Raw genomic sequence first — 19,992 nt, forward strand, 5'->3', positions numbered from 1 at the left:
ATGTCGTAGTTTCCGAAAGCGTGTCTAAAGCAACAGTCACCTAGATATCGGCGAGGAATGTTGTCCGGCATAGGCACGGATGTTATGCGACAGGAATGTCGTCTACATAGTCGTTAGCCTGTAGCGAAGGAGGCAGCATGAAGCAGCTACAAGAGTCGATGGTCGACGAGTTCAAAGCGGACTTCCGAGGGGAGGTACTTCTCCCTGGCGACGGGGGCTACGACGAGGTGCGGCAAATCTGGAATGCCACGATCGACCGTAGGCCAGCGCTGATCGCCCGCTGCACGTCGCCAGAAGATGTCGTCCAGGCCGTCAAGCTCGCACGCAAGCAAAACCTGCTCGTCTCAATCCGAGGAGGCGGGCACAACATCGCGGGCAATGCCGTTTGCGACGACGGCCTCATGATCGACCTCGCGCTGATGAAGGGCGTCCAGGTGGACGCGAACGCACGCCGGGCAACCGTCGAGCCCGGTTGCACCCTCGGTGAGTTCGACGCGGCCCTACAAGCGCATGGCCTCGCCACGCCGCTGGGCATCAACTCGACCACGGGCGTGGCTGGCCTAACCCTCGGTGGCGGCTTCGGCTGGCTGAGCCGGAAGTACGGCATGACCATCGACAACCTGCTCTCCGCTGATGTCGTTACGGCAGATGGCAGTCAGGTGCATGCCAGCGAGACGGAAAATGCTGATCTCTTCTGGGGACTGCGTGGTGGCGGTGGGAACTTCGGTATCGTCACCCGCTTCGAGTTTCGACTTCATCCCGTCGGGCCGGATGTGTTGAGCGGGCTCATCGTCTTTCCGTTCGACCAGGCGAAATCGGTGCTCACGCAGTTCGCCCGCTTCACCGAGACAATGCCGGATGACCTCAACGTCTGGGCAGTCATTCGGAAGGCGCCCCCGTTACCCTTCCTGCCCGCGGACGTCCACGGTAAAGAGATGGTCGCACTTGCCCTGTGCTATGCGGGCGATCCCACGCAGGGCCAAAAGCTCATCGAGCCGCTCCGCGGGTTCGGCACGGCGCTTGGCGAGCACATCGGCGTACAGCCGTACACCGCCTGGCAACAGGCCTTCGACCCCCTCTTGACGAAGGGTGCGCGCAACTACTGGAAGTCGCACAACTTCTCGCGACTCAGCGACGGCGCGATCGACGCCGTCATCGAATATGCCGGTAAGCTCCCGTCTCCCCAGTGCGAGATCTTCGTCGGCACGATCGGCGGCCAGACGGCCAGAATAGCGCCCGAGGCCATGGCCTACTCGAGCCGAGACGCAAACTACGTGATGAACGTACACGGCCGCTGGGAGTCGGTCGCTGAGGACGAGCGCTGCATTGCCTGGGCGCGCGAATTCTTCGCCAAGTCGCAGCCGTTCGCCAGCGCGGGCGCGTACATAAATTTCCTCACCCAAGACGAGACGGACCGCATCGCGTTCGCCTACGGTGCGACGTACAAACGGCTGGTGGAACTCAAGAAAAAATACGACCCGACGAACCTCTTCCGGATGAACCAGAACATCAAGCCGACCTGAGACGAGGCCATAGCATGCACCTGACCGCCGCAAGCGAGCTTGTGGTTCCCTCGGGCCGCTGGCCCGAGGCAGCAGGTGATGCGGAGCGTTAGCCAACGACCGCTCCTGGCCGGCTTTTGCCCGTTGCGACTGAGCCCTATGGGTCTTTGCCGCCCGCATTCAGGCATCGCGCCGCTACTGCGTCTACGCCCTCCCAGCCAAGCGGTACACCTTGTACTCGGTGCGTTTCGGCGGTTGGTCGGGGGCCGGGGGATCGGCTTCGGGCAGGCTTTCGACATGGGGCAGGTCGATGTCGAAATCCGCTGCGTAGAGGGGCTGGAGTTCCGGGTTCACGCCCAGGGCTTGTTGCAGGCTGGCGTGTTCGGCCGCGTCTTCGATGGTCAGTAGGAAAACGGGGCAGGTGGCGGGCGGAGCAGGCGCAACTGGGCCATGTAGCGCTTGCGGAGGTCTTTCTGCAGAGCGGTTCACTGTATCCAGGAGTCGGTTGGGCGAACCATGCAACACATGATTGGGACATAGCCAACAAAAAAACCGCTCAATTGAGCGGGCTTTTTGTTGGCAGCAGACAATTACGCGGCGACGAACAACTCCGCGATCTGCGCCTGTGCCGCCGTGACGGCATTGACGCGAGGCTCTTCGCCGTAGGCCAGGCCTTCGGCGCGGACGATCTCGATGTCGCTGATACCGAGAAAGCGCAGCACCAACAGCAGGTACTCTTCATGGGCCTGGCCGCTGGGCTGGCCGGCGTGAATTCCGCCTGCGGTGGAAACAATCACCACCTTCTTGCCGCCTGCCAGGCCCTTGGGGCCATTCTCGTCGTAGGCAAAGGTCTTGCCGGCTACGGCCACGCGGTCGATCCAGGCCTTGAGCTGGGTCGGCACGGTGAAGTTGTACATAGGCGCGCCAATAACGATGGCATCGGCGGCGAGAAACTCGTTGAGGGTGTTTTCAGCCAATTCGACTTCATGCTGCTGCGCCGCATCGCGCAGTTCGGCCGAGGTACCGTCGGCCACCAGGCTGGCGGCGGACAGATGACTCAGCGCGTCGCTGGCCAGGTCGCGATAACTGATTTGCGCTTCAGGATCTGCGGCCAGCCAGGCGTCGACCACGGCGCGGCTGAGTTGGCGCGAAGCGGAGGAGTCGCCGAGGATGCTGGAATCGAGGTGCAGTAATTTCATGACAATCTCCAAATTGGGATCGCCCCCACGGCGATCAAGATGCTGGAGATACTACCGATGAAAGCAATGGCGGATTAGTCCGCGCAAATGCGATAGTTCGTCCCGCTGATAGGACGATAAGCCCATGCATGACCTCAACGACCTGTTCTACTTCGCCAAAGTGGTGGAAGCCGGCGGCTTCGCCGCAGCCGGGCGTACCCTTGGCATTCCCAAATCACGCCTTTCGCGGCGCATTGCCGAGCTGGAAAACCGCCTCGGCGCGCGCCTGCTGCAACGCACCACACGCAAACTGGCGCTGACCGATATCGGCGAACGCTACCTGCGTCACTGCCAGGCCATGCTGCAGGAGGCCGAGCAGGCCGAGGAAACCGTGGCCAGCCTGACCAGCGAGCCACGCGGCCGTCTGCGGGTCAGCGCGCCGGCTGGCATCGCCCTGTTATCGGAGCTGGTGGTGAGCTTTCTGGCGGCCTACCCCAAGGTGCAGCTGGAGCTGATTCTGACCAATAGGCGCATCGACCTGCTTAACGAAGGCGTGGACGTCGCCTTGCGCGTGCGCAGCGCCGAGGATGAAGACCCAACGCTGATTAGCCGCCGCTTGCGTCCAGCACTAGCTTTCATGGTGGCCGCACCGGCCTTGCTGCGAGACGCCAAGATCAGCACGCCTGACGACCTCTCAGCGCTGCCTGCCCTGGGTGCCCTGGAGGCGGACCGCAGAATTCACCTGCGCTTGCAGCATGACAGCGGGCGCGTGCAGGAAGTCGTGCTGGAAGCGCGCCTGGCCATCGAGGACTTCAGCATACGCAAGCACGCAGCCTTGGCCGGCCTGGGCTTTACCATGCTGCCCGCGCCCCTGTGCCTGGATGAACTGGCCGACGGCCGGCTGATCCGCCTGCTGCCTGACTGGGCGCTGCCCAGCGGTAATCTGCAGGCGGTGTACACCCACAGACGCGGCATGCTGCCAGCCGTGCGCGCCTGGATCGAACATATCGGTGAAGCCTTCAGCCGCTGGGATCCGCCGGTTTAGCGGCGAAGGGGACACCCATTAGCCGGTCGCTGAATAGCTTGCTTTATCCAATGCGGACATTTGTAGAGCCGCCTTGGCATTCGGCAGGAAGGGCGATAGCTGGCATCCCGGTAATCCCTCATTTTTAGTATTCGCCAGAAGTAGAGGACAAACGAGGCGAAGTAAACGGCGTGTCCAGTCACCAGGAAACCGTTCACGGTCACTTGGGTCTAACCTGACAGGTATAAGCCTGCAAGAGGGCCTACGCGATGAAGCTGCGCTACCTGTTGTACCTGGGTCTGCTGTTGCCACTGGCAGCCTGCACCCTGCACGTCGATGAGGGGCGCGTGTATGCACCGCCGCCCCATGTCGAGTGGCGCTGGGATCCTGGGCTGGATGTCTTTGTGGTGCTCGGCAGGCCGCATCTGTATTACCGGGATCGGACCTATTACCGTTGGCACGATCATGATGGCTGGTACTGGTCCGACCGCCACGATGGCGGCTGGCACCGCGGCGGCAAGGGTTTGCCGCCCGGCCTGAGCAAGAAGTACGGAAAATCACGCCGAGCCCATGGCGGCGGTGGCGGCTATTAGTAGTCGGCGCTGGACCTGTTTGCCGACGGCCTTCGCCGCTCTCCCGATAGGCGGCGGTGCATTGCGCCTGCAGCGGTTTGCAGGGGTGCTAGCGTTCAGATGTGGGCGGCGGTTGTTGCGCCGGCCCGCGTGGTTCTACTGTTCGCGCCTCGCTTAGCCAGTCATGGAGATGAACGTCATGGCCCGCACTACACCCATCAGCCATTACCGCAATATCGGCATAGTGGCGCATGTGGATGCCGGCAAGACCACCGCCACCGAGCGGATCCTGTTCTACACCGGGGTCAACTACAAGATGGGCGAGGTGCACGATGGCGCCGCGACCATGGACTGGATGGCGCAGGAGCAGGAGCGCGGCATCACCATCACCTCTGCGGCGACCACGGCGTTCTGGAGCGGTTCGCGCAAGCAGCTGGACAGCTACCGGATCAACATCATCGACACCCCCGGCCACGTCGACTTCACCATCGAGGTGGAGCGTTCGTTGCGTGTGCTGGACGGCGCTGTGGTGGTGTTCAGCGGCGCCGACGGGGTCGAGCCGCAATCGGAGACGGTCTGGCGCCAGGCCGACAAGTACCGGGTGCCGCGCATCGCCTTCGTCAACAAGATGGATCGGGCCGGCGCCGACTTCCTCCGCGTGGTCGCGCAGATCAAGCAGCGCCTGGGCCATACGCCGGTGCCGATCCAGTTGCCGATCGGTCAGGAGGAGGAGTTCCGCGGGCAGATCGATCTGATCCGCATGAAGGCCATCTACTGGAGCGCCGAGGACCAGGGCATGAACGGCCGCGAGGAGGAGATACCGGCCGAGCTGCTGGAGCAGGCGCAACACTGGCGCGCCAACCTGATCGAGGTCGCCGCCGAGGCCAGCGAAGAACTGCTCGACAAGTACCTGGAGGGGGGCGAGCTGTCGGAGGACGAGATCAAGAACGGCCTGCGCCTGCGGACCCTGTCCTGCGAGGTGGTGCCGGCGGTGTGCGGTTCCGCGTTCAAGAACAAGGGCGTGCCGCTGCTGCTCGATGCGGTGGTCGAACTGCTGCCGGCGCCCAGCGAGGTTCCCGCGATCCGCGGCAGCCACCCGGACGACCCGGAGCGCGAAGACCAGCGTCATGCCGATGACGACGAGCCGTTCGCGGCACTGGCGTTCAAGATCGCCAGCGACCCCTTCGTCGGTACCCTGACCTTTATCCGGGTGTATTCCGGGGTGCTGAGCTCCGGCGATGCGGTGCTCAACTCGGTCAAGGGCAAGAAGGAGCGGGTCGGCCGCATGGTGCAGATGCACGCCAACCACCGCGCCGAGATCAAGGCGGTGTGCGCCGGCGACATCGCCGCGCTGATCGGCATGAAGGACGTCACCACCGGCGACACCCTGTGCGACCTGAACAAGCCGATCGTGCTCGAACGCATGGACTTTCCCGAGCCGGTGATCTCCATCGCCGTGGAGCCCAAGACCAAGGCCGACCAGGAGAAGATGGGCGTCGCCCTGGGCCGGCTGGCCCAGGAGGATCCCTCGTTCCGGGTGCGCACCGACGAGGAAACCACCCAGACCATCATCTCCGGCATGGGCGAGTTGCACCTGGACATCATCGTCGATCGCCTGCGCCGCGAGTTCGGCGTCGAGGCCAACACCGGCAAGCCGCAGGTGGCCTATCGCGAGACCATCCGCAATACCTGCGAGATCGAGGGCAAGTTCGTCCGCCAGACCGGCGGGCACGGCCAGTATGGCCACTGCTGGATCCGCTTCGCGCCGGCCGACGAGGGCCAGGAGGGGCTGCTGTTCAGCAACGAGATCGTCGGCGGGGCGATCCCGCGCGAATACATTCCGGCGATCCAGAAGGGCATCGAGGAACAGATGAAGAACGGCGTGCTCGCCGGTTATCCGTTGCTCGGCCTCAAGGCGGCGGTGTTCGACGGCTCCACCCATGACGTCGATTCCAGCGAACTGGCCTATAAGGTTGCCGCTTCCATGGCCACCCGGCAGCTGTCGCAGCAGGGCGGGGCGGTGCTGCTGGAGCCGGTGATGCGCCTCGAGGTGGTCACGCCCGAGGAATACATGGGCGACATCATGGGCGACCTCAATCGCCGCCGCGGCCTGATCCACGGCACCGAGGAGGCCGTGACGGGGCGCATCGTGCGCGCCGAAGTGCCGCTGGGCGAGATGTTCGGCTACGCCACCGATGTGCGTTCGATGTCCCAGGGCCGCGCCAGCTTTTCCATGGAGTTCGCCCGCTACGCCGAGGCGCCGGCGCATATTGCCGCGGCCATCCTCAAGAAGGCGGGCTGAAGGCACCGACAGGCCCCGGCAAGCAAAGTGGCGGGGCAAACAAAGTCGGGGCAGCCTGTCGATTCGCGCATGAGGCGTTCGACTAATGGGCAGACGCCACGCCACTGGCCGCGTGGCTTTGCCCCTGCGACGAGATACGACGATGCGTTTTATGGTGATAGTCAAGGCAACCGCAGATTCCGAAGCCGGAGCGATGCCCAGCGAGGAGCTGCTGGCGGCCATGGGTCGCTACAACGAAAAATTGGTCGAGGCCGGCGTGATGCTCGCCGGCGAGGGCCTGCAGCCCAGCGCCAAGGGCGTGCGAGTGAAATTTTCCGGCGACCAGCGCAGCGTGACCGCCGGCCCGTTCAGCGAGACCAAGGAACTGATCGCCGGGTTCTGGATCTTCCAGGTAGCGTCATTGCAGGAGTGCATCGAGTGGGTCAAGCGCTGCCCCAACCCGATGCCTGGCGAGTCGGAGATCGAGATTCGTCAGATCTTCGAAGCGGAAGACTTTGGCGCCGAATTCACCCCCGAGTTGCGCGAGCAGGAAGCCCGTCTTCGCGCGCGCATCGATTCTGAAGACTGAGAGTTTTTTCGCAACCACCAAGGAGAGTTGTTATGAAGATCCATGCCTACCTGATGTTCGACGGCCAGTGCGAGGCCGCGTTCAACTTCTACGCCAAGTGCCTGGGTGGCACCCTGGAGATGATGCGCTACGCCGATAGCCCTGAGGATATGGAGCTTCCTGCGGAGTTCCAGCAGCGCATCATGCATGTCTGCCTGACGGTGGGCGACCAGTTGCTGATGGCCTCCGACACCCTGCCGCAGTCTCCGTACGAGGGTATCAAGGGCTGTTCGATCTCGCTGCAGGTGGACAACGTGCCCGAGGCCGAGAGCCTGTATGCGGCCCTGGCCGAGGGCGGTTCGGTGCAGATGGAGTTGCAGCAGACCTTCTGGGCCACGCGCTTCGCCATGCTCACCGATCGCTTCGGCGTGTCCTGGATGATCAATTGCACGGTGAGCGAGATGGACTGAGCCCGTTGCGGTTGCCTGGTGCGCACGGCGCACTTTAGGAGCCTGCCCAAGAGTAGCCGTCGACTGCAAATCGTAGGTTGGCGCTGAGGAACGAAGCCCAACAAAATCAACCTGTTGGGCTTCGCGGAGCTCAAACTACAAAATTTCATATTCTCGGACAGGCTCCTAGGACGGTATCCGTGGTGCAGCACGTAGATCCTATGTTCATGTGCAAGGTTTGCGGCATCGTAGGGTGGATGACGCCTTTTTCATCCACCACCAACGATGGTGGATGAAAAAGGCGTCATCCACCCTACACGGTTCTCGTAGCCCGGATGCAATCCGGAAGCGGTGCTGGACGTGCATCCATTTTCTCGGATTGCATCCGGACTACGAACCTGCTGCATTCCCGGCCCTGGCAGGCACAGCGCTTGCCAGGGCCGGGAATGCGCAGGATAACCCTCAACTGACCAGGGTCAGGGTTGTCTGCGGCTGTTCTACCGGCTCGGCCACCCCGGCGAGGAACTCGTCGCCCCAGCGACGGATGTCGTTGTAGCTGACGATGTCGAACAGCTCGCGCAGGCGTGCCTGGGCCTCGGCCTTGGGCATGTTCAGCGCCAGGTAGCAGGTGCTGGCCAGGTCCGCGGTGTCGTGCGGGTTGGTCAGCAGCGCGCCCTTGAGTTCGGCGGCGGCACCGGCGAATTCCGAGAGCGCCAGCACCCCATGGCCTTCGAGCAGGCCCTGGACGGCGACGAATTCCTTGGCCACCAGGTTGAGACCGTCGCGCAGCGGGGTGATCCACATCACGTCGGCCATGGCGTACCAGGCCACCACTTGCTCGAAGGGGAAGGCACGGAAGAAGAACTGGACCGGCGACCAGCCGATGCGGGCGAAGCGCCCGTTGATGCGGCCAACGGCCTGTTCGATCTGCGCTTGCAGTTCGTCGTAGACGGTCATCTCGCGTGCGGCCGGCACGCAGATGCTGACCAGGGTGACCTTGCCCAGCAGTTCCGGGTTGTCCTCCAGCAGGCGCTCGTAGGCCTGGAGTTTTTCCAGGATGCCCTTGGTGTAGTCGAGGCGCTCCACCGAAAGAATCAGTTTCAGCCCGCTGAGCTCCTTGCGCAGGTTGGCCATCTGCTCCTGGATCTTCGGCTGGTCCAGGGCGCTGCTGATTCGGCCGATGTCCAGGCCGACCGGGTGGGCGCCGAGTTTGACGATCCGGCTACCGGTGTCCACCGCGGTGGTCATGCGCTCCAGGCCCACGGCGCAGCCATAGGTGATGAAGCGTGGCGCACAGTTCTGCCGGCTGACGGTTTGCAGCGGGGTGACGCCGCGCGCCACGTCGACGAAGTTTTCCACCTGGCGCGGGATGTGAAAGCCGATGTAGTCGCATTGCAGCAGGCTGCCGATGATCTGCTTGCGCCACGGCAGCACGTTGAACACGTCCGCCGAGGGGAAGTAGGTGTGGTGGAAGAAGGCGATGCGCAGGTCCGGGCGCAATTCGCGCAGGTAGCCGGGCACCATCCACAGGTTGTAGTCGTGCAGCCAGACGATGGCGCCTTCGGCGGCCTCCAGCGCGGTGCGTTCGGCGAAGTCGCGGTTGACCTTGAGGAACACCTGCCAGTCGTCTTCGTTGAAGGTGGCGCGCTCCCAGAAGGTGTGCAGGGTCGGCCAGAAGGCTTCCTTGGAGAAGCGCTTGTAGAAGATGTCGACTTCTTCCTTGCTCAGCTTGACCCGCGCGGCCTTGAGCTTGGGGTAGCGCTCGGCGTCCACGCTGGTGTGGATGTCGAATGGCTCGTCGTCGTCCTCATGCACGGCCCAGGCGACCCAGGAACCGGGGCGGCCATCGCCGAAGAAGCTCAGCAGGGAAGGGATGATGCCGTTCGGCGAAGTCGGTCGGCGGCGTTGCAGCTTGCCGTCGACCCGGTGCTCTTCATAGGGCAGGCGGTGGTAGACCATCACCAATTCCGACTTGCCAGGTGCGGCGGCGATCCGCCGTTCGGCGGCGATGCCGTGCTCGCCGAGGAAGCCGAAGTGGGCGAACGCCTGGAGAATCCCGCCGCAACCCGGACGGCTGGCATGCAGGGTGCGCGAGTGCTGCTCGGTGGCTTGCAGCAGGCCGGCTTCGGAGTCGCCGACGCAGACACTATTGAAGGTGCCATCGAGCATGCTCAGGTCGTTGAGGGTGTCGCCGGCGGCCAGCACCTCATCGTTGTCGAGTTCCAGCCAGTCGACCAGGGCTTGCAGGCTGCTGCCTTTGTTGACGCCCTGGGGCAGAAAATCCAGGTAGCGTTCGGCCGAATACAGCAGGTCGCAGCCGAGCGCTTGGGCGGCGGCGAGCAGGGCCGGATTGGTCGCCTGTTCGGGGGTGCAGAAATAGGAGCAACGGCGCATCTGCGGCACGTCCTGGCGTTCCAGTTCGAAGCCTTCGATGGCGCTGGCGACCTGGCTTTCACCGGGCCAGAGCGCATCGATGAGGCTTTGCAGCGGCTGGATCGGCTGCAGGGTGTCGCCGTGGGTAAAGCTGGCACCGACGTCGGAGATGATGAAGTCCGGCTGGGGCAGGGTCGGGTCGGCCAGCAGCGGCAGGACCGACTCCAGGCTGCGGCCGGTGACATAGGCCAGACGGATTTCCGGGTGGGCGGCGATGGTCTGGTAGAGGCTCAGACGATCCTCGGGATCGCCGGAGAGAAAGGTTCCATCGAGATCGGTGGCAAGTAACATGCGCAGTCTCCTTATGCAGTTGACGCGCCGACATGGGCCGACGTGCTAAGTGTCGGGCGGACTCGCCTCGCAGCGGTCGCCTCTTTTGTTAGGCAGGAGCAGATTGTTGGTTCGGCTCCTGCGCTGATTCGGTTACCGGTTCCTCGTCGATGTCGTCCGATGGCGGTGCATCGGGCATCAACTCCAGCACGGTATGACTGGTGCGCAGCATCGGCATGAAGTGCCCGTGCGGCTCGCTGACCAGGTCGCTGACGTGACGCAAACGGTAGAAGGTATAAGCAGCGAGCACGCCGAGGGTCGCGGCGAAGTACAGTGGCAGCGCCTGGGCGCCCAGATGTTGCATGAGCAAGCCCGCCAGTAGCGGGCCGCACACAGAACCGATCCCATTAACCATCAGTAGACTGCTGGAACCGGCGAGAATTTCATCGCTGTGCAACTGGTCGATCAACTGCGCCACGGCGATCGGGTAGATGGCGAAGGTCAGGCCGCCCCAGACGAAGATCGCCGCGAGCAGCAGGCGTCCGGTCGGCAACACGCTCATCAGCAGAGCCACCGCCACCGACAGCAGCACTACCCAGAGCAGCACCAGACGCCGGTCATGCTTGTCGGAATAGATACCGATCGGCCACTGCAGCAGGGCGCCGCCGAGAATCGCACCGCTCATCAACAGGCCGACACCGGTGGCATCGAAGCCGCTGAGGCTGGCATACACCGGCGCCATGCCCCAGAAAGCCCCCAGGGCCAGGCCGGACAGGCCGGCGGCGGCAATCGCCAAAGGCGCGATACCGACCAGCTGGCGCAGGTTGGTATGCAGGGTTTCCGGCACGCTGGGCTGCGGCTGTCGAGTCAGGGCGATCGGCATCAGCGCCGCGCTGATCAACATCGCCGCGAAGACGAACAGCACGAAATCGCTGGGGTCGGCCAGGTTGAGCAGCTGCTGCGCCGCCGCCAGGGCGCCGAGGTTGACCGCCATGTACAGGGCGAACACCTGGGCGCGTTTGTCGCTGGGCGCCCGGGCGTTGAGCCAGCTCTCGATCACCATGTACAGGCTGACCAGCGCCAGACCATAGAGCACGCGCAGACCCAGCCAGGCCCAGGGGTCGATGATCAGGACGTGGAGCAGGGCGGTGATCGCGGCCAGTGCGGCGCAAAAGGCAAACGCACGGATATGCCCAACGCGACGAACCAGCGGAATCGCCAGCCAGGTGCCAAGGAGAAAACCGACGAAGTACCCGGACATGATCAGTCCGAGCATCCCGGTGGAGTAGCCTTCGGCGACGCCACGCAGGGTCAGTAGAGTGTTGAGCAGGCCATTGCCGAGGAGGAGTAAAGCAACCCCACCGAGCAATGAGCTGATAGGGGCAATCAGGGACCACATGGCGAACTACCCTAGGGGACTATGGCCTTGATAGCAAGCAGGAAGCGCGCCATGAATTTTTGGGAGTGTTGTTAATCCTTTGATTTATATGTGAAAAATAGTCTGATGGACGGTCGCTGGTTTTGCTGTTGGCAAAGCCCGCACCATCCTGGTGCGTGCTCTGCTCAGAGGCTGTGAAAATATCGAGCGCTACAGTAGGCGAGAGCGCTCAGTGCTGCTCGAGCTGCAGCACTGAGAGCGCGGGCGGAGAGAGCCGGGCTGCCTTGTTGAAGCGTTCGATCATGTCATTCAACTCCTCGCGGTCGCGTCGAATGGCAATATGCCGGTCGGCTGTTTCCACGACACTGCGTGCGTGGGTGATCAACTCGGCTTGGTGATGGGCGCGAGGGTTTTGAAACATCAGGTTCTTGAACGCCTCTAGCAGGTTGGTCAGTACCTGCGGATCGCTTCTGCCATAGGTGCGTATTGGGCCGAAAATCTGCTGGAGTAGTTGGTCCAGTGATAGTTCGAAGAAAAATACACGGGGGGTTTCGCCCGCCAGCGGCGCGGAGTCCAGGTCTGGCAGCTGCAGGCGCTTGCAGAACAGCACGCTGAGCATGTCGATAGCGGTGACGGCGGTGCCTGGGTCGTTGATGCCGGGGCTCAGGGCTTTCACCGCAATTTCGGAAATTTGCTGGCAGCCAAATACATAATGCGCGCTGGCGTATTGCTCGACGAAGAAGTCGAAGCAATCGAGCAGTTGCTGGCACAGTTCGTCGTCAACTTTGCGGTCGAGTTTGAGCAGCGGGTGGCCGGGCATGACGAAAAAACCGCGATGGACCAATACGGTCATGCGCAGGTCATTGTCTACCAGCAGCCGGTTGAGCATGTGGATATTGAGCGTCTTGAAATAACCGCTGCGTTGCGCATTGACTACCACCCACCCCTGGTCTGCCGGCCAGGAAGGCTGCTCGTTACCGTCGAGCAGTTCCACGCGGCTGGTGAGCTTCGCAAGCGTGGTGGCGTAGAGGTTGTTGAGGATGTATTCGACTTGGATCGATTGCGAGATGGAACGAATGAAGTGCACGAACAGACCCAGGCAGGCGATAGCCAGCCCCAGCGTAATCAGCACGCCAAGGCTGGGGGCCTGGTGTTGCTCGGTCTGCTCAATGGTGGTGATCAACAGCAGTGCGTAGAGGATGGTTCCGAGGTAAAACCCCAGGGTCTTCTGGTGACTCTTGCTGCTGATCAGGCCTGGGATTACCCGTGGCGATAGGGACGCGGAGGCATTATTGAGCACCACCATGACCATCGAAAAGCTGAACACCATCAATGACAGGATGCCGCCGACCAGGGTGCCAAGAATCAACCGGGCATTGTCGGGGTTACGCACCAGGCCAAAGTCGAACCGCTGTTTGAGCGCCATCAGCCAGGGCTGGTACTCGATGGCCATGTTCAATATGCACAGCAGTAAGAAACCCACGGCTATCAGCGTGGGAAAGAACGCCATGCTGTTAGTGACGCGTTGGTAGGTGTGAAAGAGCAGGTTGGCGGGGTGGGCCACGGGTTGTCTCGTGTTGACCAAGGGAGGGCGAACTATACAACTATAGGCTCCGCTCGCGTGACGCCTACGCTGGCCTGAGTAGCAGGACAGCGAAACTGGTCAGGATCGTAACTATGTTCGCAGCGAGGCGGCTACCGCAGGGTAGCCGCTTCGCCACCATGCCGGCGGCATTGAGCAATTAGCTTGAGCAGACTCGGGCGATTGCCTGTGCCAAGGCATCCAGCCGTTCGCTATCCAGACCGGCGACGTTGGCCCGGCCGCTGCCGACCATATACACGCTGTATTCATCGCGCAGGCGTTGCACCTGACTGGGTGACAAGCCGGTGTAGGAGAACATGCCGTGTTGCTCGGCAATATGCGCGAAGCGTTCGGCCAGGCAGTACGGCTGCAGGGCTTCGACCAGTTCCAGGCGCAGGCTGGCGATGCGCAGGCGCATGGTCTCCAGCTCATCGCGCCACAGGACCTTGAGCGCATCATCGTCGAGGATGCTGGCGACCACCGCCGCACCATGGGCCGGTGGCGTCGACCACAGGCCGCGGGCGATGGCGGCCAGTTGACTGCGTACATCCACCAGCTTTTCCGCCTCGCCGCTGCAGACAATCAGCGCACCGGTGCGCTCGCGGTAGAGGCCGAAGTTCTTCGAGCAGGAGCTGGTGATCAGCAGCTCGGGCAACTCGCTGGCGAACAGGCGCACCGCCCAGGCGTCCTGTTCCAGCCCGGTGCCGAAGCCCTGGTAGGCGAAGTCGATCAGCGGCAGCAATTCGCGCGCCTTGATCACTTCCAGCACGCGGCGCCAGTCGTCCTGAGCTAGGTCGAAGCCGGTGGGGTTGTGGCAGCAGGCATGCAGCAGGACCACGTCGCCCTGGGGCAGGTGGCTGAGCGCGGCGATCATCGCCTCGATATCGAGGCGGTTGTCGGCACCGACATAAGGGTAATGGCCGACGCGCAGCCCGGCCCCGGCGAAGATGGTTTCGTGGATCGGCCAGGTCGGATCGCTCAGCCAGATGCCGCGACCGGGCAGGCAGTGGCGGATGAAGTCGCCAGCCAGGCGCAGGGCGCCGGTGCCGCCGGGGGTCTGGCTGGCAGCCGCACGTTGCTCGGCGAGCAAGGGGCTGTCGGCACCGAGCACCAGCCTGGCCAGGTGGCTGCAGAACAAGGCATCGCCGTGGCCGCCGACGTAGCTTTTAGTGGTTTCACTGTCGACCAGGCGCTGCTCGGCCAGCTTGACCGCGCGCGGGATCGGCGTCAGGCCCTGGGCGTCCTTGTACACGCCGACGCCCAGGTCGAGTTTGGCCGGGTTGCGGTCGGCGCGATAGGCCTCCATCAGGCCGAGAATCGGGTCGCCGGGCACCCGGGCGATCTGGGCGAAATGGCTCACTTGCGGCCCTCGGCGGTTTTCGCCAGCTCGTCGGTGCGCGCGGCCATGATGAAGTCGTTGCGGTGCAGGCCGCGCATCTCATGGCTCCACCAGGTCACGGTGACCTTGCCCCACTCGGTGAGCAGGGCCGGGTGGTGGCCGACTTCCTCGGCGATGGCGCCCACGGCGTTGGTGAAGGCCAGGGCGTGGCGGAAGTTCTTGAACAGGAACACCCGCTCCAGTTCCATGTGGTCGTCGCGCACTTCGATGTTCCAGTCCGGGATCTCGCGGATCAGCTCGGCTAGTTCTTCATCGGATACTTTCGGCGCATCGGCGCGGCAGGCTTCGCATTGGGCTTGGGCAAGGCTCATGGGGGTTCTCCAGAATGAGTGAATAGGCGTGGGGCGTACCAGCGGCGAATCGCTCGCGAAGCAGTACGCCGTTTATTGTTGAACGTAGGTGACCCGAGAGGCGGACTGTTCGCTTCGCTCCTGAGTCCGCCCTACACACGGATCAGGCCGCTTTCGGCGGAAACTTCGGCGCGTGCAGGCCCATCTGCATGGCCTGTTGGACCATGCCCATGATGTCCTGGTGTGCCAGTTCGAACAGATGCTTGAGCTCCGGCAAAACGTAGTACAGCGGCTGCAGGATGTCGATGCGGTAAGGCGTGCGCATGGCCTCGATCGGGTCGAATGGCAGATGCTCGGGTTCCCCGGACAGGCTGTAGACGGTTTCCTTCGGCGAGGAGAGGATGCCGCCGCCGTAGATCCTGCGCCCCTGGCTGGTGTCGACCAGGCCGAACTCGATGGTCAGCCAGTACAGGCGGGCGAGGTAGACGCGCTCTTCCTTGCTGGCCTTGAGGCCGAGCTTGCCATAGGTGTGGGTGAACTCGGCGAACCAGGGGTTGGTCAGCAACGGACAGTGCCCGAAGATCTCGTGAAAGATGTCCGGCTCCTGCAGGTAGTCCAGTTCCTCGGGGCTGCGGATAAAAGTGGCCACCGGGAATTGCTGGCTGGCCAGCAGTTCGAAAAAGGTCTGGAAGGGGATCAGCGCCGGCACCCGGGCGACGCGCCAGCCGGTAGCGCCTTGCAGCACCCGATTCACTTCACCTAGCTGGGGAATACGTTCATGGGGCAGGCCGAGTTGCTCGATGCCGTCCAGGTACTCCTGGCAGGCACGTCCGTCGACCACCTTGAGTTGCCGGGTGATCAGGGTGTTCCACACCTGATGCTCGGCTTCGCCGTAGTGGATAAAACCGCTTTCATCCGGTTGCCGAGCCACATACTGCGTACTCTTCATCGCTGCCTCCTGCTGGGGCTGTCGTTATTATGTTGGACAATGGATACCCCAGATTGTGGGGTTGCGCAGCGGTGAATGCGGCGGTCGGGGCGGCTGGGGGCGGGGTTTTCGTAAAGAAAAGATTACGTTGGCGTCGGTGCGGCCAACTATCGTCTTGCTGTCGGGCTGGCCTGTCACATATTCTTGACGGTAAATAAGGCGAGTCCGTCGATTTTCGACGCTCTGCCATCGGGAACTATGTTCAGGGCCTGCCATGCGTATCAAGATTCACTGCCAGAACCGGATCGGCATTCTGCGCGACATCCTCAATCTGCTTGTCGACTACGGCATCAACGTCGCCCGTGGCGAGGTCGGCGGCGAGCAGGGCAACGCCATCTACATGCTCTGCCCGAACCTGATCAACCTGCAGTTCCAGGCCCTGCGGCCGAAGCTGGAGGCGATTCCCGGGGTGTTCGGGGTCAAACGGGTCGGCCTGATGCCCAGCGAACGTCGCCACCTGGAGCTCAACGCCTTGCTCGGCGCCCTGGAGTTTCCGGTGCTGTCGATCGACATGGCCGGCTCGATCGTTGCGGCCAACCGCGCCGCCGCGCAGTTGCTCGGCGTGCGCGTCGACGAGGTGCCGGGGATTGCGCTGTCGCGCTACGCCGAGGATTTCGACCTGCCGGAACTGGTGCGTGCCAACAAGTCGCGGATCAACGGCCTGCGGGTCAAGGTCAAGGGCGATGTGTTTCTCGCCGACATCGCCCCGCTGCAGACCGAGCACGACGAGAGCGATGCCCTGGCCGGCGCGGTACTCACCCTGCACCGCGCCGATCGGGTCGGCGAGCGCATCTACCATGTGCGCAAGCAGGAGCTGCGCGGCTTCGACAGCATCTTCCAGAGCTCCAGGGTGATGGCCGCGGTGGTGCGCGAGGCGCGGCGCATGGCGCCGCTGGATGCGCCGCTGCTGATCGAGGGCGAGACCGGAACCGGCAAGGAACTGCTGGCGCGTGCCTGCCACCTGGCCAGCCCGCGCGGGCAGTCGCCGTTCATGGCGCTGAACTGCGCTGGCCTGCCGGAATCCATGGCCGAGACCGAGCTGTTCGGCTACGGCCCCGGCGCCTTCGAGGGCGCCCGGCCGGAGGGCAAGCTCGGTCTGCTGGAATTGACTGCCGGCGGCACCCTGTTCCTCGATGGCGTCGGCGAGATGAGCCCGCGGTTACAGGCCAAGTTGCTGCGTTTCCTGCAGGACGGCTGCTTCCGTAGGGTCGGCAGCGACGAGGAGGTGTACCTGGACGTGCGGGTGATCTGCGCCACCCAGGTCGACCTGTCCGAGCTGTGCGCCAAGGGCGAGTTCCGCCAGGACCTCTACCACCGGCTCAACGTGCTCAGCCTGCATATCCCGCCATTGCGCGAGTGCCTGGACGGGCTGGCGCCGCTGGTCGAGCACTTCCTCGATTCGGCCAGCCGGCAGATCGGCTGCCCGCTGCCCAAGCTGGCGCCGCAGGTGCTGGACAAGCTCAGCCACTACCATTGGCCCGGCAACGTGCGCCAGCTGGAAAACGTCCTGTTCCAGGCCGTGTCGCTGTGCGAGGGCGGTAAGGTCAAGCTCGAACATATCCGCCTGCCGGACTACGGCGCACCACAGCCGCTGGGTGAGTTCTCGCTGGAGGGTGGCCTGGACGACATCCTCGGGCGCTTCGAGAAGGCGGTGCTGGAGCGCCTGTACCACGAGCATCCGAGCAGCCGGCAACTGGGCAAACGCCTCGGCGTGTCGCACACCACCATTGCCAACAAACTGCGTCAGCATGGCTTGGGCAAGGACTAGCGAGGTGCATGAAGCGGCATAAAGAACCTTGCGAATATAAATGATAACCAGCATCATTCGCCTTCAATATTTTGCCGCAGGGAGTGCTTGGCCGTACAAACAAGAAGGCAACTCCATGCTTAAAACACTGCTCGTCTACAGTCATCTACTCGCCACCTGCATCGCCCTCGGAACCCTGCTGACGGCCGACCACAAGCTCTGGCGCTGGCGCCGGGACTGGTTGGATGCAAGCAAGCGCGCCCAGTTGGCCGAGGTTCAACAGCTGGTCGGCATGGCCTTGCTGGCCCTGTGGCTAACCGGACTTGCGCTGGTGGCGCAGGGTTATTTCGTCGACGGCATGGCCTATCTGCTCAATCAGAAGCTCTGGGCCAAGGGCACGGTGGTGGTGCTGCTGACTCTCAACGGCTTGCTGTTGCACCGCAACGGGTTTCCCCTGTTGCATCAGGCGCCCTTCGTCGCCTTGCCCGGTCCGGCCCGCCTGCGCCTCGGGTTGTTGGGGGCGCTGTCGATGAGTGGCTGGCTGTTCGCCGCCTTCCTCGGGGTGGCGCGGCCGTGGAACCATGGCATGCCTTATCTGCATATCATGGCTGGCTTCGCGGCGCTGTTGCTGCTGGCCGCAGGCGTGGCGTTGGTCGTGGTGCGGGCAGTGGGGGAGGTCCGGCGCGCTGAGGCTACGGCCGAGTCTTGCTAGACCTTGGTGCAATAGCCTGCATCGAGGTAGCCAGAGGAAGCTGCAGCGGTTCGAATCCTGCGTGATTTGGATGCAAGCGTTTCTCCATTGCGCTCGCGGAATATTTGGGTAGGCGGCCTCGGGGTCGCCTTTTTTTCGTCTGCAATCTACTCGGTCGAGCGTTTTGACGCGCGGCCGGCGGTTCGTTGCAGTCGTGCCAGGGCCTGGCGGCTGGTCGTGCAAGTGCTTTACTGAGAGCTTGTGAAAAACTCCCGCCTACTGCGGTCGGCAGTGCAAGACCATGGTTGTAGAGCGGTAATACCATGGTCGAATGGCCCTAATAGGGGTGTCTGGTTACACAATGCCCCATAGAAAAACAACTACCCACCGAGGTCTATTCAATGAGTGCTGCGTCCCTCTATCCCGTGCGCCCCGAGGTGGCGGCCCAGTCGCTTACCGACGAAGCCACCTATAAAGCCATGTACCAGCAGTCGGTGATCAACCCCGACGGCTTCTGGCGTGAGCAGGCCCAGCGTCTCGACTGGATCAAGCCGTTCACCAAGGTCAAGCAGACCTCGTTCGACGATCACCACGTCGATATCAAATGGTTCGCCGACGGTACCCTCAACGTTTCCTACAACTGCCTGGACCGGCACCTGGAAGAGCGTGGCGATCAGCTGGCGATCATCTGGGAGGGTGACGATCCGTCCGAGCACAAGAACATCACCTACCGTGAACTGCACGAGCAGGTGTGCAAGTTCGCCAACGCCCTGCGCGGCCAGGACGTGCACCGCGGCGACGTGGTGACCATCTACATGCCGATGATTCCGGAAGCGGTAGTGGCGATGCTCGCCTGTGCCCGCATCGGTGCCATTCACTCGGTGGTGTTCGGCGGCTTTTCCCCGGAAGCGCTGGCCGGCCGCATCATCGACTGCCAGTCCAAGGTGGTGATCACCGCCGACGAAGGCCTGCGTGGCGGCAAGAAGACCCCGCTCAAGGCCAACGTCGACGACGCCCTGGCCAACCCGGAAACCGCCAGCGTGCAGAAGATCATCGTGTGCAAGCGCACCGGTGGCGATATCAAGTGGCACCCGCACCGCGACATCTGGTACGAAGACCTGATGGCGGTCGCCGGTAGCGTCTGCGCGCCGAAGGAAATGGGCGCCGAGGAAGCGCTGTTCATCCTCTACACCTCCGGTTCCACCGGCAAGCCCAAGGGCGTGCAGCACACCACGGCCGGCTACCTGCTGTATGCCGCGCTGACCCATGAGCGGGTCTTCGACTACAAGCCGGGTGACGTCTACTGGTGCACCGCCGACGTCGGTTGGGTCACCGGTCACAGCTACATCGTCTACGGTCCGCTGGCCAACGGCGCGACCACCCTGCTGTTCGAGGGCGTACCCAACTACCCGGATATCACCCGGGTCGCCAAGATCGTCGACAAGCACAAGGTCAATATCCTCTACACCGCACCGACCGCGATTCGCGCGATGATGGCTCAGGGCGATGCCGCCATGCAGGGCGCCGATGGCTCCAGCCTGCGCCTGCTCGGTTCGGTGGGCGAGCCGATCAATCCGGAAGCCTGGAACTGGTACTACAAGGCGGTCGGCCAGGAACGCTGCCCAATCGTCGACACCTGG

At 63.2% G+C, this 19,992-nt stretch carries 16 protein-coding genes; 9 read left to right on the forward strand and 7 right to left on the reverse strand.

The window, feature by feature from the left end; genetic code table 11:
• The first annotated feature begins 137 nt into the window (after nt 1–137).
• A complete protein-coding gene (locus tag ABZE94_RS11085) occupies nt 138–1,523 on the forward strand; it encodes an FAD-binding oxidoreductase (protein WP_372875576.1) in 1,386 nt (461 codons plus the stop codon).
• Nucleotides 1,524–2,092: 569 nt separating this feature from the next.
• Here the strand turns inward: ABZE94_RS11085 and ABZE94_RS11090 are convergent.
• Nucleotides 2,093–2,701 (reverse strand): FMN-dependent NADH-azoreductase, encoded by a 609-nt coding sequence (locus ABZE94_RS11090; RefSeq protein ID WP_372875577.1) that lies wholly within the window; start codon nt 2,699–2,701, stop codon nt 2,093–2,095.
• A 124-nt stretch (nt 2,702–2,825) separates the two neighbouring features.
• Here ABZE94_RS11090 and ABZE94_RS11095 point away from each other — a divergent pair, with 124 nt between their 5' ends.
• From ABZE94_RS11095 to ABZE94_RS11115, 5 genes are all read left to right on the forward strand, one after another.
• Nucleotides 2,826–3,725 (forward strand): LysR substrate-binding domain-containing protein, encoded by a 900-nt coding sequence (locus ABZE94_RS11095; protein ID WP_372875578.1) that lies wholly within the window; start codon nt 2,826–2,828, stop codon nt 3,723–3,725.
• Nucleotides 3,726–3,973: 248 nt separating this feature from the next.
• On the forward strand, nt 3,974–4,297 hold the full coding sequence (locus ABZE94_RS11100) for a hypothetical protein (protein ID WP_372875579.1): 324 nt from the start codon (nt 3,974–3,976) through the stop codon (nt 4,295–4,297).
• A 178-nt stretch (nt 4,298–4,475) separates the two neighbouring features.
• Nucleotides 4,476–6,578 (forward strand): elongation factor G, encoded by a 2,103-nt coding sequence (gene fusA / locus ABZE94_RS11105; RefSeq protein WP_372875580.1) that lies wholly within the window; start codon nt 4,476–4,478, stop codon nt 6,576–6,578.
• A gap of 142 nt (nt 6,579–6,720) precedes the next feature.
• Nucleotides 6,721–7,146, forward strand: coding sequence for a YciI family protein (locus tag ABZE94_RS11110; RefSeq protein ID WP_372875581.1), 426 nt, complete (start codon nt 6,721–6,723; stop codon nt 7,144–7,146).
• Between the two features lie 32 nt (nt 7,147–7,178).
• Nucleotides 7,179–7,595, forward strand: coding sequence for a VOC family protein (locus tag ABZE94_RS11115; RefSeq protein WP_372875582.1), 417 nt, complete (start codon nt 7,179–7,181; stop codon nt 7,593–7,595).
• Nucleotides 7,596–8,036: 441 nt separating this feature from the next.
• Here the strand turns inward: ABZE94_RS11115 and ggpS are convergent, their stop codons facing one another.
• The 6 genes from ggpS to phhA form a co-directional block, all read right to left on the reverse strand.
• On the reverse strand, nt 8,037–10,298 hold the full coding sequence (gene ggpS, locus ABZE94_RS11120) for a glucosylglycerol-phosphate synthase (RefSeq protein WP_372875583.1): 2,262 nt from the start codon (nt 10,296–10,298) through the stop codon (nt 8,037–8,039).
• A gap of 88 nt (nt 10,299–10,386) precedes the next feature.
• A complete protein-coding gene (locus tag ABZE94_RS11125; protein WP_372875584.1) occupies nt 10,387–11,676 on the reverse strand; it encodes an MFS transporter in 1,290 nt (429 codons plus the stop codon).
• 208 nt (nt 11,677–11,884) lie between these two features.
• The gene (locus ABZE94_RS11130) at nt 11,885–13,219 is read right to left on the reverse strand and encodes a DUF2254 domain-containing protein (RefSeq protein ID WP_372875585.1); all 1,335 of its coding nucleotides are present in this window, start codon (nt 13,217–13,219) and stop codon (nt 11,885–11,887) included.
• Nucleotides 13,220–13,397: 178 nt separating this feature from the next.
• Nucleotides 13,398–14,597, reverse strand: a complete 1,200-nt coding sequence (locus ABZE94_RS11135) for an amino acid aminotransferase (RefSeq protein ID WP_372875586.1) — start codon at nt 14,595–14,597, stop codon at nt 13,398–13,400.
• Nucleotides 14,594–14,947, reverse strand: coding sequence for a 4a-hydroxytetrahydrobiopterin dehydratase (locus ABZE94_RS11140; protein ID WP_372875587.1), 354 nt, complete (start codon nt 14,945–14,947; stop codon nt 14,594–14,596). Before ABZE94_RS11140 ends, ABZE94_RS11135 begins: the two co-directional genes overlap by 4 nt.
• A 142-nt stretch (nt 14,948–15,089) precedes the next feature.
• Nucleotides 15,090–15,875: a phenylalanine 4-monooxygenase gene (phhA, locus tag ABZE94_RS11145; protein WP_372875588.1), complete on the reverse strand. Its 786-nt coding sequence runs from the start codon at nt 15,873–15,875 to the stop codon at nt 15,090–15,092.
• 253 nt (nt 15,876–16,128) lie between these two features.
• On the opposite strand from phhA, the gene ABZE94_RS11150 reads away from it, so the two are divergent.
• From ABZE94_RS11150 to ABZE94_RS11160, 3 genes are all read left to right on the forward strand, one after another.
• A complete protein-coding gene (locus tag ABZE94_RS11150; protein WP_372875589.1) occupies nt 16,129–17,682 on the forward strand; it encodes a sigma-54-dependent transcriptional regulator in 1,554 nt (517 codons plus the stop codon).
• 115 nt (nt 17,683–17,797) lie between these two features.
• A complete protein-coding gene (locus ABZE94_RS11155; RefSeq protein ID WP_372875590.1) occupies nt 17,798–18,373 on the forward strand; it encodes a hypothetical protein in 576 nt (191 codons plus the stop codon).
• Nucleotides 18,374–18,753: 380 nt separating this feature from the next.
• Nucleotides 18,754–19,992, forward strand: a 1,239-nt coding sequence (locus ABZE94_RS11160; protein ID WP_372875591.1) for an acetate--CoA ligase, incomplete at its 3' end; no start/stop codon positions are given.

It is taken from the genome of Pseudomonas sp., from assembly GCF_041601375.1.
In the GTDB taxonomy this organism is placed as follows: domain Bacteria; phylum Pseudomonadota; class Gammaproteobacteria; order Pseudomonadales; family Pseudomonadaceae; genus Aquipseudomonas.